The following is a 16,829-nucleotide window of genomic DNA, read 5'->3' as shown; positions in this document are numbered from 1 at the left end:
CGCCTAGGTGGTGCGCCGGGTCACGAACTCGGCGAGGGCCAGCAGTCCGCCCGCCGCCTCCGGGTCCGCCACCGCGCGGGCGAGCTCCTGCATCACCCGGGCCATCCGGTCGGCGGCCTGGGCCTGCGCCCAGTCGCGGCCGCCCGCCCGTTCCACGGTCAGGGCGATGTGCTCCAGGTCCTCCTCCGCGTGCGGGGCCGCGTACAGCGCGGCGAGTTCGGACGCCGCCGGGGTGCCGGAGGTGAGCGCGGCAACCACCGGCAGAGACTTCTTACGGGCTGCCAGATCCGCGCCGGCGGGCTTGCCGGTACGGCGCGGATCTCCCCATATGCCGATCACGTCGTCGATCAGCTGGAAGGCCAGCCCCGCCTCACGGCCGAACGCGTCCAGTGCTGCCACGTCCGCCGCCCCGGCATCCGCGTACAGCGCGCCGAGCGCGCAGGCGCAGCCGAGCAGCGCGCCCGTTTTCGCCTCGGCCATGGCCAGCGTCTCGTCAAGGGTGACCTCGTCGGGAGCGCGCCCTTCCATGGCTGTGTCCACCTGCTGCCCGGCGCACAGTTCCACAACGCAGTCCGCGAGCCGGGCCACCGCGGCCGGGGCCGACGGGTGCGCGTCCTGCGCGAGCAGCCGCAGGGCGAGGGCGTGGAGGGCATCCCCTGCGAGGATCGCGTCGGCATCGCCGAACACGGTCCATGCGGTGGGCCGGTGGCGCCGGGTGGTGTCCCGGTCCATCACGTCGTCGTGCAGCAACGTGAAGTTGTGCACCAGTTCCACCGCGGCGGCTGCGCGGACGGCCGTCGCCCGTGCCGCGGGACCGCCGAGGGCGCAGGCCGCGGCGAGAACCAGTGCGGGGCGGATCGCCTTGCCGGAACCACCGGTGGCCGGAGTCCCGTCCGCGTGCTCCCAGCCGAAGTGGTAGCGGGCGATCCGGCGCAGCGGGCCGGGCAGCGAGCCGATGGCGGCCCGGAGCACCGGGTCGACCTCGGCCCGCGCCCGCTCGAGCAGAAGCGTCGCCTCGTGGCCCTCGGTCGTCGCCTCATGGCCCTCGACGGGAGGGCGCCCGTCCTCCGTCTCCGTCGTGAGCCCGGCCATGGACTCCGTCATGAACTCACCTCTGGACGCGTCTCGGAGGATGACCGGAGGTGGCGCTTCCGCCGGCGTCGCGCGTGTACCCCCGGGGTGTCCCCGCCCGGACGGGCGGGGACACGGCGTGCGAGCCGAGAGATCCCTGGAGGTCACCGCCAGCGGCCGATCTCGACGTTCTCCAGGACGCCGAGCGCGTCCGGCACCAGGACCGCGGCCGAGTAGTAGGCCGTGACCAGGTATTTGATGATGGCCTGTTCGTTGATGCCCATGAACCGCACGGAGAGGCTCGGCTCGATCTCGTCGGGGATGCCGGAGGCCCGCAGGCCGATGACGCCCTGCTCCTCCTCGCCGGTGCGCAGGGCGATGATGGAGGTCGTACGCTCTTCGGTGACCGGGATCTTGTTGCACGGGAAGATGGGCACTCCCCGCCAGGTGGGGATGCGGTTGCCGGCCATGTCGATGGTCTCCGGGACCAGTCCCCGTTTGTTGAGTTCGCGGCCGATGGCGGAGATCGCGCGCGGATGGGCGAGGAGCAGCTTGGTGCCGCGCCGCCTGCTGAGCAGTTCGTCCAGGTCGTCGGGGGCGGGTACGCCGTCGTGCGGCTGGATCCGCTGGTCGTACTCGCAGTTGTGCAGCAGGCCGAAACTCCGGTTGTTGACGAGTTCGTGCTCCTGGCGCTCCTTCAACGCCTCGACGGTCAGCCTGATCTGCTGCTCCGTCTGGTTCATGGGCTGGTTGTAGAGGTCGGCCACGCGTGAGTGGATGCGCAGCACGGTCTGGGCGACGCTCAGTTCGTACTCGCGGGGCCGGGCCTCGTAGTCGACGAAGGTGTGCGGGATGTCCGGCTCTCCGCTGTGGTCGGCCGCGAGGTCGATCTCCTTCTCGCCGTACTTGTTGGTGCGTTGGCTGGGGATGGAGCGCTGCTGCTGGAGGTGCCCGCGCAGGGTCTCGGACCGCTCGGCGACCTGCTCGACGGCGTCACGCGGCAGCACGAGCACGGTGCAGGCGGTCAGGGTGCGGGTGGTGTATTCCCAGATGGCGCCCTCGTCCAGCAGCGCCTGGTCGCCGAAGTAGGCGCCGTCGGCGAGGACTCCGAGGGATTCGTCGTCGCCGTAGGGGCCGGTCCCCACCTTCTCGACCCGGCCGTGTGCCAGCAGGAACACTTCGTCGGCCGGGCTGCCGAACGGGGCGATCACCTGGCCGGCCTCGATCTCCCGCTGCCGGCAGCGGGCGGCCAGCTCCGAGAGCACCTCCTCGTCCTCGTACGACCGCAGGGCCGGCAGCTCGCCCAGCTCGGCCGGGATGACCTCGACGCGGTCTCCGGTCTTCACGAACGTCACGCGTCCGTCGCCGACGGCGTACGTCAACCGACGGTTCACCCGGTACGTCCCGCCCTGCACGTCCGCCCAGGGCAGCATGCGCAGCAGCCAGCGCGAGCTGATCTCCTGCATCTGCGGTACGGACTTGGTGGTGGTGGCCAGGTTCCGCGCCGCGGCCGTGCCGAGGCTCTGCTGCTGCCGGGTCTGCTCGGTGCGGACCTCTTCGCCTACCGACATAAAGAATTGCCCTCCCAGTTGTGACCGGCGCCCATCCGTGCCGGGCGTCGGTCTCCGCGACAAAGCTTTCCTCACGGAACGTGCCCGCGGTATTACCCGAATGAGCGGGAATGGATCTTCGCCTGTGTGGGCATTCATGGGGATTCCGTTCAGTGGCGCTCCCGTGGCCGAACATTGTCCGGATCGGCTCGCACAGGGACCGAACGATTGGTTGCGTTCGCTCCGTTTAGGTACAAGCACCGGTACGAGGCGGCTGCGACCGGTAGCCGTCGCGCTGCGAGAAGGAGGCGCGGCTCATGGCCCCACCCATGTCCGCGAGCGCGTTCCTGAGCACTCTGAAGGCGGAGGGTCTCACGGTCGTCCAGGTCGGCGACTGGCGCGATCACAACCGCAATCACAAGGGTCCCTGGGGGCCGGTGCACGGCGTGATGATCCACCACACGGTCACCCAGGGCAGTGCCCGGACCGTGGACCTGTGCCGCAAGGGCTACTCGGGCCTGCCGGGGCCTCTGTGCCACGGCGTCATCACCAAGGACGGCAGGGTTCACCTCGTCGGCTACGGTCGCGCCAACCACGCCGGCCTGGGCGACGACGACGTCCTGCGCGCGGTGATCGCGGAGAAGGGGCTGCCCGCGGACAACGAGCAGAACACCGACGGCAACCGGTACTTCTACGGCTTCGAGTGCGAGAACCTGGGCGACGGGAAGGATCCCTGGCCCGCGGCGCAGTTGGAGGCAATCGAGAGAGCCGCCGCCGCGGTCTGCCGCCGCCACGGCTGGAACGAGCGGTCGGTGATCGGGCACCTGGAGTGGCAGCCCGGAAAGGTGGACCCGCGCGGATTCACGATGGCGTCGATGCGGGAGCGGATCCGCGACCGGCTCAAGTGACGCACGCGGGCCCACACGCGGGCGGGAGGAGACCGTGGTGTGAAGAGGAGGCCGTGGTGTGAAAGCGCGGGCGGCACGGGCATCCGCGGGCCACACGCGTGCGGGAGGAGGGGCGGTGCGGCGACGGCGAAGAAGAAGGCGTCGCGGGCCACACGCGTGCGGGAGGAGGAGGGCCGGGACCGGACCGGCGACAACCCGTCGGAAACTGTCGCCCGGCCCCCTGGGGACGCGGCGCACACGCTTCTAGCGTGGTGAGTCGTCCCACGTCCTCCCAGGCAAAGGCCCCGCCATGCAGTACGTCGCCCCCGTGGTCATCGGTGTTCTCTACGCACTGCTGATGTCCTTCGTCCGCGAGCCGCACCGGCGGCGCCTGAACGCCGTCATGCTCGCCGGTGCGGGCGCCGCCTACCTCAGCGGGGGCGGCCTGGGCGGCTGGGAGTTCGCCTTCACCGCGCTGATCACCTACATGGCGTTCCGCGGCCTGGACTCGTGGACGTTCATCGGCATCGGCTGGCTGCTGCACACCGCGTGGGACGTCGTCCACCACCTCAAGGGCAACCCCATCATCCCGTTCGCCCACACCTCGTCGCTGGGCTGCGCGATCTGCGACCCGGTGATCGCCCTGTGGTGCCTCGGGGGAGGCCCGTCCCTGATCGGCCTCGTCCGCCGTCGAGGGCGCGGGCATCGCCCCGGCACCGGTGAATCCGCACCCGCCGGGCCCCCTGACACCGGCACGCCGGCCCCGAGCGGCAGTCCGGGCTGACGGCGCACATCGGCCACGCGTTCGCCCGGACCCGGGTCGACAACGGCGAAATCCGGCCATGCTCGCTCCCCGGTCCGACCCGCTCGGCGACCCACCGCCCCCGCCGGGCGACAATGACCCCGTGACCAGCCCGGACACCCCCGATCCCGACACCGGCCCGATGCCGGACACCCGTCCCTCCCCCGATCCCGCGGCCTCCGCCGTCCCGGCCTCCGCGATCTTCGCCGCCCCCGCCGGTCACGGAGGTCTCGCGGGTCTGCGCCCCCGGCTGCCCTCGCCGGTGCAGGACCTCGTGGACGAACGGTTCGAGCGACGCGGGGTCCGGCTGCTACTGAAGCGGGACGATCTGATCCACCCGGAACTGATCGGGAACAAGTGGCGCAAACTCGCACCGAACCTGTCGGCGGCAGCCGGACGGACGGTGCTCACCTTCGGCGGCGCCTATTCCAACCATCTGCGGGCCACCGCCGCCGCCGGACGGCTGCTGGGGCTGCCCACGGTCGGCGTGGTGCGCGGCGAGGAACTCGTCGGCCGCCCCCTCAACGCCTCGCTGGCCCGGTGCGTGGCCGACGGCATGCGGCTGCACTTCGTCGACCGGGCGACCTACCGCGGCAAGACCGCGCCGGCGACCCTCGCGGCCGTACTGCGCGAGGCGGGCGCCGAGGACGCGTACGTCGTCCCCGAGGGCGGCAGCAACGCCCTCGCCGTGCGCGGCTGCCAGGCACTCGGGGAGGAACTGGCCGGCCGGGCGGACGTGGTCGCGACGGCGTGCGGCACCGGCGGGACGCTCGCCGGGCTGGCCTCCGGACTCGGCCCGGACGGGCGCGCGCTGGGCATTCCGGTGCTCAAGGGCGGCTTCCTGGCCGCCGGGATACGGGGACTGCAGGCCGAGGCGTTCGGCGGTCCGCGCGGCGACTGGAGCCTGGACGACCGCTTCCACTTCGGCGGCTACGCCCGGACCACCCCGGAACTCGACGCGTTCGCCGTTGACTTCGAGCACCGTCACGGCGTACCCGTCGAACGTGTCTATGTCGCCAAGTTGCTTTACGCCCTTGTCGTCCTGGCGGAGGAAAACGCGTTCCCGCGCGGGAGCACGGTCGCGGCCGTCGTCACCGGGCGCCCTTTTCCGTGAGCGGGCGAGCCTGCGGGCAAGGGCTTCCGGACGTCTTCCGATGTGTCCCCGAGAGGACTCCGGTACCGGACGGTTCGACCGTCTGACGTCTGGGTACGTCAATCCGGCGCGCTCTTCCCACTCGGGCCCGCAGACCCCTAGCCACGGAACGTATCCATAGATTTACTATGGGTAATCACGTCGGGTCGGGGTCCCGGGGACAGGACCATCCGGAGCGCGGTAGCGTCACCGCTGAACCACGTATCGCGTTATCCGGGGGCGACCCCGATCCTGAACGCTTGTACCACCTTGGAGGTGAGGGTGTCCCAGATCGCAGGCGAGCCCGCGACCCAGGACTTCGTGGAAGTCCGGCTGCCGGCCGCGGGTGCCTACCTGTCGGTGCTGCGTACGGCCACGGCCGGCCTCGCGGCCCGTTTGGACTTCACCCTCGACGAGATCGAGGACCTGCGCATCGCGGTCGACGAGGCCTGCGCGATCCTGCTTCAGCAGGCCGTGCCGGGTTCGGTGCTCAGTTGTTTCTTCCGCCTCGTCGACGACTCGCTCGAGGTCACCGTCTCGGCGCCCACCACGGACGGCCACGCCCCTGCGCGTGACACCTTCGCGTGGACCGTGCTGTCCGCTCTCGCGGGCAAGGTCTCCTCCGCCGTGGACGAGGACAAAACCGTTTCGATCAGCCTCTACAAACAGCGCGGCGCGGGACCCGGGCCGGCGTGAGGAACGAGGACGGGCCGGTGCGGGACGAAGAACGCGGCACGCGCGAGCTGCCGGCCGAGCGGATTCCGGATGGCATCGACGGCATCGACGCCATCCCGGAACAGGCCCGGCCGCATCCGGAGGACGACTCCGCGGTGGCCGGTGCTCCGGACGGCGGGCAGCACGACGCCGCCGCGCGGAGCAGGCCCGGTGCCTCCCCCGGCCACGGGAGAGACCGGGCGCGTGCGGAGCCTGCGGCGGGGGACGAGGCGAGCGCTCGGGGAAGGACGACGGGCGGGACGATGAACGAGCACGAGCGACACGCCGAGGGCGAGGTGCCGCGTGCGCCGGGCGCACAGGGCGCCCGGCGCACGCCGGACTCCCCGGGCACGCACGGCGCGCAGCGCGACCCGCAGGACCGCAGCGGGGCGCGTGCCTTGTTCCTCGAGCTGCGCACGCTGCAGGACGGCACTGCGGAGTACGCGGAGCTGCGCAACCGGCTGGTCCGCATGCATCTGCCGCTCGTCGAGCATCTCGCGCGCCGCTTCCGCAACCGCGGGGAGCCGCTGGACGACCTCACCCAGGTCGCCACCATCGGCCTGATCAAGTCGGTCGACCGCTTCGACCCGGACCGTGGCGTGGAGTTCTCGACGTACGCGACCCCGACGGTCGTCGGCGAGATCAAACGGCACTTCCGCGACAAGGGCTGGGCGGTGCGCGTCCCCCGCAGGCTGCAGGAGCTGCGGCTGGCGCTGACGACGGCGACGGCCGAGCTCTCGCAGCAGCACGGCCGCTCCCCCACGGTCCACGAACTCGCCGAGAAGCTGGCGATCTCCGAGGAGGAGGTCCTGGAAGGCCTGGAGTCCGCCAACGCGTACTCCACGCTGTCCCTGGACGTTCCCGACACCGACGACGAGTCCCCGGCGGTCGCGGACACCCTGGGCTCGGAGGACGAGGCGCTGGAGGGGGTGGAGTACCGCGAGTCGCTGAAGCCGCTGCTCGAGGACCTGCCTCCGCGCGAGAAGCGGATTCTGCTGCTGCGCTTCTTCGGCAACATGACCCAGTCGCAGATCGCCCAGGAGGTGGGCATCTCCCAGATGCACGTCTCCCGGCTGCTGGCCCGCACACTGGCCCAGTTGCGGGAGAAGCTGCTCGTGGAGGAGTGAGTCCCGAAAGGCGGCCCGGGCCGTGGACCGTGCCCCGGGTCGTGGGGCGTTACTTCTCGGCGTTCCCGGGTCCCCGGATACCGAGGGCCCGGGTCGTCTCGGGATTCAGCAGCAGGACCAGGGCCGTGACGGCCACCACCGCGAGCACGATCCCCGCCGGGATGGCCACGCTGTCGGACTGCAGCAGGTTGTAGGCCACCGGCAGGGCCAGGAGTTGGGTGATGACGGCCGGGCCGCGGCTCCAGCCGCGGCGGCCGAGCAGCCCGCGCGCGGCGAGCAGCGGCAGCAGGGCGAGGGCCGCGAGCGTCACTCCGCCGGTGACGGCCTGCTGCCGGCCGTCCGGTTCTCCCGTGAGCCCGAAGACCAGCATCCAGACCCCGCCGATCAGCAGAGCCAGCCCTTCCAGGGCGGCGAGCCCCGCGGCGTACGTCAGGCGGCGCGGGCGGGGGCCGGCGGGGGCCGGGGCGGTGGTGGGGGTCTGCTCGCTGCTCACCCCTGAAGGGTAGCCCTCGCCTCGCGCGCCCCTGTGCCGAGGTTCACGCCCCTCCTCCGTCCGTGCGCCGCCCCTGACTCCGCCTCCGGTCCCCCCGGCCCTGTCCTGGTTCGTCCCGGACCCGTCGCTGATCGCGTCTCCGGGTCCGCCCTGTCCCCGCTCCCGACCTCACCTCGGCCTGGGCCCCGGTACCACTCAGTAGGTACTCTGCAACGCATGCGTGCACTTCTCGTGGTCAATCCGGCGGCAACCACCACAAGTGCGCGCACGCGCGATGTGCTGATCCACGCCCTCGCCAGCGAGATGAAGCTGGAGGCGGTCACCACCGAGTACCGCGGCCACGCGCGCGACCTGGGCCGGCAGGCGGCGGAGAGCGACGACATCGACCTGGTGGTGGCTCTCGGTGGCGACGGCACGGTCAACGAGGTCGTCAACGGCCTGCTGCACGCCGGCCCCGACCCGGAGCACCTGCCCGGTCTCGCCGTGGTCCCCGGCGGCTCCACCAATGTCTTCGCCCGCGCTCTGGACCTGCCCAACCACCCCGTGGAGGCCACCGGTGCCCTGCTGGACGCCCTGCGCGAGGGCCGCGAACGCACCGTCGGCCTGGGCCTGACGTCGGGCACACCGGGAACGGACGACGAAGGCGTGCCACCCCGTTGGTTCACCTTCAACGCGGGGCTGGGCTTCGACGCCGGGGTGGTCGGCCGGGTGGAACAGCACCGGGAGCGCGGCAAGAAGTCCACTCACGCTCTGTACATGCGCCAGGTCGCGCGTCAGCTGATCGGTGAGCCGCACCGCCTGCACGGCGTGATAACGCTCGAGCAGCCGGGCGAGGACCCGGTCAGGGATCTGGCGCTCTCCATAGTTTCGAACGCTTCCCCGTGGACGTTTCTCGGCAATCGCCCGATCTACGCGTCACCTAAGGCCTCGTTCGATACCGGCCTCGACATCTTCGGTCTGAAGCGGCTGTCCGCCTCCGCCCTTGCCCGGTATGGCACCCAGTTGCTCACTTCGTCCCCCGAGCGCGGACCCCGGGGCAGACATGTGACCGCGAGGCACGATCTGACCCAGTTCACCTTGCATTCGAAGGTGCCACTGCCCCTCCAGATGGACGGTGACCACCTCGGACTGCGAACCAGCGTGACGTTCACAGGCGTTCGCCGCGCACTGCGTGTGATTGTGTGAGCGGAAAACGCTAAAGTCCTTTCACTCGAACGTTTAGGCCAGGATCCACCCCATGGAAGTACGGCTGTGACCTAGTCGACACCGATGAATCAAAAAAAACTTTCCGGAAGGGGTTGTATCCGCCGCCGAGGTTTGCGAGTCTCTACATGGCGATCGGGACGGCCCGCAACACCGGCCTCCACAGATCACCGGAACCCCTCTCCAATCCCAAGGACCACGCCAGGGAACCTGGCGTTCGGCCCTTCACTTGTTGAGGGATTCGTGAAAGCGTTCACATTCACAAGCCACATGTAGTTCATACCAAGGAGAGGTAGCAGCCATGGACTGGCGTCACAACGCCGTTTGCCGCGAGGAAGACCCCGAGCTCTTCTTCCCCATCGGCAACACCGGTCCTGCGCTGCTGCAGATCGAGGAAGCCAAGGCCGTCTGCCGTCGCTGTCCGGTGATCGAGAGCTGCCTTCAGTGGGCACTCGAGTCCGGTCAGGACTCCGGCGTCTGGGGTGGTCTCAGCGAGGACGAGCGCCGCGCAATGAAGCGCCGCGCCGCCCGCAACCGGGCCCGTCAGGCCTCCGCCTGACAACCCACCCCTGCTGACAGCCTGAGCTTGGCGGCGCGTACAGCGCGTACGCATCTCCCGCCCCCGAGCCGCAGCACGCAGTTCCCCGGTGCTCCCCGAGTCCCGGCTCATCTCGAGCCGGAGGGGAACCCATCAGTCAAGCAAGAGCCCCGGACGGGTAACCGTCCGGGGCTCTTCGCTGCTCGCCGACATCACGGACCCACGTCACCCACCCGTGCCCGCGGCCCGCCTCGCCGCTCCACGTCACTGGCGCCCGTCACTCTTCGTTACTTGTCCATGGCCACCGGCACGTCCAGGATCACCCGCGCGCCCCCGTCCGGGGCCGGCACCATGTCGAAAGTGCCGCCCAGCTCACCCTCGACCAAGGTCCGTACAATGTGCAGCCCCAGGTTGCCGGCGGTGTGCGGGTCGAAGTCCTCGGGCAGGCCGACGCCGTCGTCCTGGACGGTGACCAGCAGACGAGCCTCCCTGGTGGTGCCGCCGCGAACCGCGGTCACCTCGACCGTGCCGGTGTCGCCCTCGCGGAAGCCGTGCTCCAGGGCGTTCTGCAGGACCTCCGTCAGCACCATCGACAGCGGGGTGGCGACCTCCGCGTCGAGTATGCCGAAGCGGCCGGTGCGTCGGCCGGTGACCTTGCCCGGTGAGATCTCGGCGACCATCGCCAGGACACGGTCGGCGATCTCGTCGAACTCCACCCGCTCGTCCAGGTTCTGGGAGAGCGTCTCGTGCACGATCGCGATGGAACCGACCCGGCGCACCGCCTCCTCCAGCGCCGCGCGGCCGCGCTCGGAGCCGATCCGCCGGGCCTGGAGGCGCAACAGTGCCGCCACCGTCTGAAGGTTGTTCTTCACCCGGTGGTGGATCTCCCGGATGGTCGCGTCCTTGGTGATCAATTCCCGTTCGCGGCGGCGAAGTTCGGTGACGTCCCGGAGCAGGACCAGCGAACCGATGCGGGTTCCCTTCGGCTTGAGCGGGATCGCCCGGAACTGGATCACCCCGCCGGGCGCCTCGATCTCGAACTCGCGCGGCGCCCAGCCGCTGGCGACCTTCTCCAGCGCCTCGTCCACCGGCCCGCGGGAAGGCGCCAGTTCGGCGGTGGTCCGGCCGAGATGGTGGCCGACCAGGTCGGCCGCCAGACCCATCCGGTGGTAGGCGGACAGGGCGTTCGGGGAGGCGTACTGGACGACCCCCTCGGCGTCGAGCCGGATCAGTCCGTCCCCCACACGGGGCAGCGCGTCCATGTCGAGCTGCTGGTTCGCGATCGGGAAGGTACCGGCCGCGATCATCTGCGCGAGGTCGGAGGCGCTCTGAAGGTAGGTGAGCTCCAGCCGGCTGGGAGTACGCACGGTGAGCAGGTTGGTGTTGCGCGCGATGACCCCGAGTACGCGGCCCTCCCGCCGTACGGGAATGGACTCGACGCGTACCGGCACCTCCTCGCGCCACTCCGGATCGCCCTCGCGCACGATCCGCCCCTCGTCCAGGGCCGCGTCCAGCATGGGGCGGCGACCGCGCGGGACGAGATGGCCGACCATGTCGTCCTGGTACGAGGTCGGGCCGGTGTTGGGCCGCATCTGGGCGACGGAGACATAGCGGGTGCCGTCACGGGTGGGGACCCACAGGACCAGGTCGGCGAAGGAGAGGTCGGAGAGCAGCTGCCACTCCGAGACCAGCAGATGGAGCCACTCGAGATCGGATTCGTCGAGAGCGGTGTGCTGGTGTACGAGTTCGTTCATGGAGGGCACGTCAGCGAGCGTACCCGGGACGTCGCACCCTACCCCGGAAGCACCCGCGGGCCGCGGCGCCTGAGAGGGACCCTCAGCCCTCCCGGCACCGCAGCCCGGAGCGACATCGGCCGCGGGGTGTGCGGTCCCGTTCGGCCGAGGGATGAGGATCCGGGGCAGTCAGGGCAGAGAGCTCCGGGTCCTCGGTCCGCCTTCCTGTGCGGGGAAGGCAGGCTTGCGTGCGCTGCACTGTTACGCATTGTGGACTAGACCACTACCCGTGTCCACGTGTCGGAGACTGTTCATTGTTGTCTTTTTTCGCGATCACGCGATCGTGCGATCATGTGATCGCATGCTCACGCGACCATCGGGACAACGAGTGAGCGGGGCAAGGGGTGAGCGGGCACACGCCACGCACCCTATCCCGCAAGCGTGCGCCGGGGAACGGGATCGTATGGTCATTCCGGTCGGCGGGCCGCGACCGCCCCGCACCGGGACGCCGGGAGGGGGCCGGGAGGGGGCCGGGAGCGGACTCCCGCGGGAAACGCCGCCGCCTTCGCCCGGGAGCGGACTCTCCGCTCTGTTAGATTGAAATTGGTCTAAACCACACGGCTGCCCCGCTCCCCTACGGGGCCCGCCCCAGACAAGTCCCCTCCCAGAACGGCAGGCTCAGCGTGGAAGTTGTCATCGTTCCGGACGCCAAGGCCGGCGGCGCACTCATCGCCGGGGCCATGGCGGATCTCCTGCGGCACACCCCCGACGCCCTGCTCGGCGTGGCCACCGGCTCGACGCCCCTGCCCGTCTACGAGGCACTGACGGCCCAGGTGCGCTCCGGCGCTGTGGACACCTCCCGGGCGAGGATCGCCCAGCTCGACGAGTACGTGGGACTGCCCGCCGACCACCCGGAGTCCTACCGCTCGGTGCTCCGGCGCGAGGTCCTGGAGCCGCTCGGCATCGGCATGGACGCCTTCATGGGCCCCGACGGCACGTCCGAGGACGTACGGGCCGCGTGCGAGGCGTACGACAGGGCGCTGGCCGAGGCCGGCGGCGTCGACCTGCAGCTGCTCGGCATCGGGACGGACGGGCACATCGGGTTCAACGAGCCGTGCTCCTCGCTCGTCTCGCGCACCCGGATCAAGACGCTGACCGAGCAGACCCGGGTGGACAACGCGCGCTTCTTCGGCGGCGACGTCGACCAGGTCCCGCACCATGTCATCACCCAGGGCATCGGCACCATCCTGGAGGCCCGCCACCTGGTCCTGCTCGCCACCGGTGAGGGCAAGGCGGAGGCGGTCGCCGCGACCGTCGAGGGTCCGCTGGCCGCGGTGTGCCCGGCGTCCGCGCTGCAGTTGCACCCGCACGCCACGGTCGTCGTCGACGAGGCCGCCGCGTCCAAGCTCAAGTTCGCGGACTACTTCCGGTACACCTACGCCGGCAAGCCGGACTGGCAGGGGATCTGACCGGAGGCCCCGCGCACTCCTCGCTCCGCTCCCCGGTTCCGGGCCGCCCGTGGCCGCCACGCCCCGGGCGGCCACTGTGGACTAGACCAACCCCCGGCTCGGCTGTATACAGAGGGGATCACGGAGCGTACGGGGGAACATCCCCGGCCGCGGTCGTGCCACGATGTGGGCCGGGGCCGACGGTGTGTCGGCCGTTCGGCACTCGGAGCCGGGAAGGCAGAGCATGAGCACCGACGTCAGCAGTACGGAGAACGAGGGCGTGGCCACGGTCCGTACGGCGCGCGTGCCCAAGTACTACCGGTTGAAGAAGCATCTGCTCGATATGACGGAGACGGCTCCCCCCGGTACCCCGGTCCCGCCCGAGCGCACCCTGGCGGCGGAGTTCGACACCTCGCGCACCACCGTGCGCCAGGCGCTCCAGGAGCTGGTGGTCGAGGGGCGTCTGGAGCGCATCCAGGGCAAGGGCACCTTCGTCGCCAAGCCCAAGGTCTCGCAGGCGCTGCAACTCACCTCGTACACCGAGGACATGCGGGCGCAAGGTCTGGAACCCACCTCGCAACTGCTGGACGTCGGCTACATCACCGCCGACGACGGGCTCGCCTCACTGCTCGACATCACCGCCGGCGGGCGGGTGCTGCGCATCGAACGGCTGCGCATGGCGAACGGCGAGCCGATGGCCATCGAGACCACCCATCTCAGCGCGAAGCGCTTCCCGGCGCTGCGCCGCAGCCTGGTCAAGTACACCTCCCTCTACACCGCGCTCGCCGAGGTGTACGACGTCCATCTGGCGGAGGCCGAGGAGACCATCGAGACCTCCCTGGCCACCCCGCGCGAGGCCGGCCTGCTCGGCACCGATGTGGGGCTGCCGATGCTGATGCTCTCCCGCCACTCGCTGGACCGGGCCGGGCAGCCGGTGGAATGGGTGCGCTCGGTGTACCGGGGCGACCGGTACAAGTTCGTGGCCCGGCTGAAGCGCCCGCAGGACTGATCCCGAAGCCGGACCCCACCCACCGCCGGACCTCACCGCCGGTTCCCGCAGCCGGCCCCCGCAGCCCGGAGCGCCCGGGGAGGCGGTGGCGGGTCGTGGGCGGAACAGCACAAGCCGGACGGTTGATGGAGAATCCACCGCTCTCGGGTCAGCCTTCCGTGGAGTTTAAGTACGCAATCCCCACGAGGGGTTCCGCCCTGCTCCGGCGCTGACCTAGATTTCCTGCGCCTTGCGCAGCGCAGGCGATCAGCGAGGGGACGGAGTCGTTCGATGTCGCAAGCCCCAGATTCCAGCAGAGGTCCGGTGGTGACGCCCACGCGCGTCGTCATCGGCGTCTGTCTTTTAGCACCGTTCGTGGCCATGCTGTGGGTCGGCTCGTACGCGAAGACCGACCCCGCCTTCATCGGCATCCCGTTCTTCTACTGGTACCAGATGCTGTGGGTGCCGATCTCCGCCACGCTGACAGCGATCGCGTACAAGCTGTGGCAGCGTGACCAGCGGGCCCGCGCGGCGGCGAAGGGCGGTGCGCGGCGATGAACGACGGCGTGAACGGCGTGGCCCTCGCCGTCTTCATCTTCTTCTTCGTCCTCGTCACGGCGATGGGTTTTCTGGCCGCTCGCTGGCGCAAGGCGGCGAACGAGCACAGCCTCGACGAATGGGGCCTGGGCGGACGGTCGTTCGGTACCTGGGTCACCTGGTTCCTGCTCGGCGGCGACCTGTACACCGCGTACACCTTCGTGGCCGTACCGGCGGCGATCTACGCGGCGGGCGCGGCGGGCTTCTTCGCCGTGCCGTACACCATCCTCGTCTACCCGCTGATCTTCACCTTCCTGCCCCGACTGTGGTCGGTGTCGCACAAGCACGGCTATGTGACGACGTCCGACTTCGTGCGCGGCCGGTTCGGCTCGAAGGGGCTGTCGCTGGCGGTGGCGGTCACCGGCATCCTGGCGACGATGCCGTACATCGCGCTCCAGCTGGTCGGTATCCAGGCCGTGCTGGACGTGATGGGCGTCGGCGGCGGCGAGGACACCAACTGGTTCGTCAAGGACCTGCCGCTGCTGATCGCCTTCGGTGTGCTGGCGGCGTACACGTACTCGTCGGGCCTGCGGGCCCCCGCGCTGATCGCGTTCGTGAAGGACACGCTGATCTACCTCGTCATCGCGGTGGCGATCATCTACATCCCGATCAAGCTGGGCGGCTTCGACGACATCTTCGCCAGGGCGAGCGAGGCGTACAGCGAGACCAACCCGGCCACGGGCGCGCCGCGCGGTTCGCTGGTCCCGGGTGAGGCGGGGCAATGGACCTACGCCACGCTGGCGTTGGGTTCGGCGCTCGCGCTGTTCATGTACCCGCACTCGATCACCGCGACGCTGTCCTCGCGCAGCCGTGAGGTGATCCGCCGCAACACCACGCTCCTGCCGCTGTACTCGCTGATGCTGGGTCTGCTGGCACTGCTCGGCTTCATGGCGATCGCGGCCGGGGTCGAGGTCAGCAACGGGCAGCTGGCGATCCCGCAGTTGTTCGAGAACATGTTCCCGGCCTGGTTCGCCGGCGTGGCCTTCGCCGCCATCGGCATCGGGGCGCTGGTGCCCGCGGCGATCATGTCGATCGCGGCCGCGAACCTGTTCACCCGCAACATCTACAAGGACTTCATCAAGCCCGACGCGACACCCGCGCAGGAGACCAAGGTCTCCAAGGTGGTCTCGCTGCTCGTGAAGGTCGGCGCGCTGGCCTTCGTCCTCACCATGGACAAGACGGTCGCCATCAACTTCCAGCTCCTTGGCGGCATCTGGATCCTGCAGACCTTCCCCGCCCTGGTGGGCGGCCTGTTCACCCGCTGGTTCCACCGCTGGGCGCTGCTCGCGGGCTGGGCGGTCGGCATGGTCTACGGCACGGTCGCGGCGTACGGGGTGGCCTCGCCGACGCAGAAGCACTTCGGCGGTTCGTCGGACGAGATCCCGGGCATCGGCGAGATCGGCTACATCGGCCTCACCGCCTTCGTGCTCAACGCCCTGGTCACGATCGGCCTGACCTTCGTCCTGAAGGCCGTCAAGGCGCCCGAGGGCATCGACGAGACCCGGCCGCAGGACTACACGGCGGACGCGGGCGATCCGGGCGTCAGCACCGAACTGCCCCTGGACACGGCCGACACCACCGACGCGGCCGACACCACCACCGACGGCAAGCACTGACGCGGTACGTGGGGTACGGCAACGGGCCGCCGGAGACGTCCGGCGGCCCGTGGCCGTACCCGTGGGGCACACTCGCCCCGTGGACATCGTCATCCGGCCGGTGGAGCCGTACGAGTCCGAGGAGCTCGGTGAGATCACCGCGCAGGCCTACCTGCGCGACGGGCTGCTCGACTTCGGGGAGAGCGACGCGTACCTCAGTGAGCTCAGGAACGTCGCCGGGCGGGCCGCGGCCGCCGAGGTACCGGTCGCCGTGGAGGGGACCGGGTCGCTTTACCGGGCGGCGGACGGCACGGCGGCGGAGGCGGACGGCACAGCGGAGGCGAACGACGCGCGGAGAGTGCCGGTCGGGGTGACGCTCGTACCGCGCGGCGGGCCGACGGCCGACATCGCCGGACCCGGCGAGGCGGAGATCCGGATGCTCGCGGTCACCCGCGCCGCCCGGCGCCGGGGTGTCGGGGAGGCGCTCGTCCGCGCCTGTGCCGACCGGGCACGGGCCACGGAGGGGTGCGTACGGATCGTGCTGCCGACCCGGCGGACGATGCGTGCGGCCCACCGCGTCTACGAGCGTCTCGGTTTCGTCCGCTCTCCCGGGCGGCACCGGAACCCTGTTCCGCATCTGGACGACATCACGCTGCTCACCTACGAGCTGACGCTCTGACACCACGCCGACTCTACGCCGCAGCACCCACCGAGACACAAGATATGGGCATGCCGAAAGCACCCGGCACAAGATGTATGCTCATGCTCGCTGTCGCCGCAGGGGAATCCGGTGCGAATCCGGAACTGTCCCGCAACGGTGTACTTGTGCGTGTTCGCGTTTTCCGCGTGCCCGCACGGGCTTCAGTCCGAGGACCTGCCGACAGTGCGCCCGGCCGTCCGGCCCGGGTGTCTGACGTCCGGGCCTCGCGGAATGGGCCGGTGGACGCGAGG

Annotated in this window: 16 protein-coding genes and 1 riboswitch; of the genes, 12 read left to right on the top strand and 4 right to left on the bottom strand. The window is 70.4% G+C overall.

Features of this window, described 5'->3' with window-relative positions; all coding sequences use genetic code 11:
• Positions 1-3: 3 nt before the first annotated feature.
• Together V4Y04_RS25095 and V4Y04_RS25090 are read right to left on the bottom strand one after the other, a co-directional pair.
• Positions 4-1,092 (bottom strand): family 2 encapsulin nanocompartment cargo protein polyprenyl transferase, encoded by a 1,089-nt coding sequence (locus tag V4Y04_RS25095; RefSeq protein WP_332432994.1) that lies wholly within the window; start codon positions 1,090-1,092, stop codon positions 4-6.
• 143 nt (positions 1,093-1,235) lie between these two features.
• Positions 1,236-2,642, bottom strand: coding sequence for a family 2B encapsulin nanocompartment shell protein (locus V4Y04_RS25090; RefSeq protein WP_332430574.1), 1,407 nt, complete (start codon positions 2,640-2,642; stop codon positions 1,236-1,238).
• A gap of 308 nt (positions 2,643-2,950) precedes the next feature.
• Here V4Y04_RS25090 and V4Y04_RS25085 point away from each other — a divergent pair, with 308 nt between their 5' ends.
• The 5 genes from V4Y04_RS25085 (at position 2,951) to V4Y04_RS25065 (ending at position 7,283) form a co-directional block, all read left to right on the top strand.
• The gene (locus V4Y04_RS25085) at positions 2,951-3,529 is read left to right on the top strand and encodes an N-acetylmuramoyl-L-alanine amidase (RefSeq protein WP_332432993.1); all 579 of its coding nucleotides are present in this window, start codon (positions 2,951-2,953) and stop codon (positions 3,527-3,529) included.
• Between the two features lie 289 nt (positions 3,530-3,818).
• Positions 3,819-4,292: a DUF6010 family protein gene (locus V4Y04_RS25080; RefSeq protein WP_332430573.1), complete on the top strand. Its 474-nt coding sequence runs from the start codon at positions 3,819-3,821 to the stop codon at positions 4,290-4,292.
• A 160-nt stretch (positions 4,293-4,452) separates the two neighbouring features.
• The gene (locus V4Y04_RS25075) at positions 4,453-5,424 is read left to right on the top strand and encodes a 1-aminocyclopropane-1-carboxylate deaminase/D-cysteine desulfhydrase (protein WP_443080203.1); all 972 of its coding nucleotides are present in this window, start codon (positions 4,453-4,455) and stop codon (positions 5,422-5,424) included.
• A gap of 300 nt (positions 5,425-5,724) precedes the next feature.
• The gene (locus tag V4Y04_RS25070) at positions 5,725-6,138 is read left to right on the top strand and encodes an anti-sigma regulatory factor (RefSeq protein ID WP_332430571.1); all 414 of its coding nucleotides are present in this window, start codon (positions 5,725-5,727) and stop codon (positions 6,136-6,138) included.
• Positions 6,139-6,155: 17 nt separating this feature from the next.
• Positions 6,156-7,283, top strand: a complete 1,128-nt coding sequence (locus V4Y04_RS25065; RefSeq protein ID WP_332430570.1) for an RNA polymerase sigma factor SigF — start codon at positions 6,156-6,158, stop codon at positions 7,281-7,283.
• A 49-nt stretch (positions 7,284-7,332) separates the two neighbouring features.
• Here the strand turns inward: V4Y04_RS25065 and V4Y04_RS25060 are convergent, their stop codons facing one another.
• Positions 7,333-7,776, bottom strand: coding sequence for a hypothetical protein (locus V4Y04_RS25060; protein ID WP_332430569.1), 444 nt, complete (start codon positions 7,774-7,776; stop codon positions 7,333-7,335).
• Between the two features lie 216 nt (positions 7,777-7,992).
• Between V4Y04_RS25060 and V4Y04_RS25055 the strand changes: the two genes are divergently transcribed.
• Positions 7,993-8,961: a diacylglycerol/lipid kinase family protein gene (locus V4Y04_RS25055; RefSeq protein WP_332430567.1), complete on the top strand. Its 969-nt coding sequence runs from the start codon at positions 7,993-7,995 to the stop codon at positions 8,959-8,961.
• Positions 8,962-9,280: 319 nt separating this feature from the next.
• A complete protein-coding gene (locus V4Y04_RS25050) occupies positions 9,281-9,538 on the top strand; it encodes a WhiB family transcriptional regulator (RefSeq protein ID WP_030219886.1) in 258 nt (85 codons plus the stop codon).
• A 266-nt stretch (positions 9,539-9,804) separates the two neighbouring features.
• Here V4Y04_RS25050 and V4Y04_RS25045 read toward each other — a convergent pair whose 3' ends face one another.
• Complete coding sequence (locus tag V4Y04_RS25045) at positions 9,805-11,271, bottom strand: sensor histidine kinase (protein ID WP_332432992.1); 1,467 nt, start codon at positions 11,269-11,271, stop codon at positions 9,805-9,807.
• Between the two features lie 662 nt (positions 11,272-11,933).
• Here V4Y04_RS25045 and nagB point away from each other — a divergent pair.
• The 5 genes from nagB (at position 11,934) to V4Y04_RS25020 (ending at position 16,557) form a co-directional block, all read left to right on the top strand.
• Positions 11,934-12,719 (top strand): glucosamine-6-phosphate deaminase, encoded by a 786-nt coding sequence (gene nagB / locus V4Y04_RS25040; RefSeq protein ID WP_332430565.1) that lies wholly within the window; start codon positions 11,934-11,936, stop codon positions 12,717-12,719.
• A gap of 223 nt (positions 12,720-12,942) precedes the next feature.
• Positions 12,943-13,707, top strand: coding sequence for a GntR family transcriptional regulator (locus tag V4Y04_RS25035; protein ID WP_332430564.1), 765 nt, complete (start codon positions 12,943-12,945; stop codon positions 13,705-13,707).
• A 270-nt stretch (positions 13,708-13,977) separates the two neighbouring features.
• Positions 13,978-14,244 (top strand): DUF3311 domain-containing protein, encoded by a 267-nt coding sequence (locus tag V4Y04_RS25030; protein WP_332430563.1) that lies wholly within the window; start codon positions 13,978-13,980, stop codon positions 14,242-14,244.
• A complete protein-coding gene (gene mctP, locus V4Y04_RS25025) occupies positions 14,241-15,899 on the top strand; it encodes a monocarboxylate uptake permease MctP (RefSeq protein ID WP_332430562.1) in 1,659 nt (552 codons plus the stop codon). Before V4Y04_RS25030 ends, mctP begins: the two co-directional genes overlap by 4 nt.
• A gap of 79 nt (positions 15,900-15,978) precedes the next feature.
• Entirely contained in the window at positions 15,979-16,557 is a 579-nt protein-coding gene (locus V4Y04_RS25020) for a GNAT family N-acetyltransferase (RefSeq protein ID WP_332430561.1), read from the top strand.
• Positions 16,558-16,634: 77 nt separating this feature from the next.
• Positions 16,635-16,774: riboswitch (cobalamin riboswitch) on the top strand.
• The last annotated feature ends 55 nt before the right edge of the window (positions 16,775-16,829 follow it).

Origin of the sequence: Streptomyces sp. P9-A2, from assembly GCF_036634175.1 — a bacterium.
Taxonomy (GTDB): Bacteria; Actinomycetota; Actinomycetes; order Streptomycetales; family Streptomycetaceae; genus Streptomyces; species Streptomyces pratens.
This window is presented reverse-complemented; position numbering and strand designations above follow the sequence as displayed.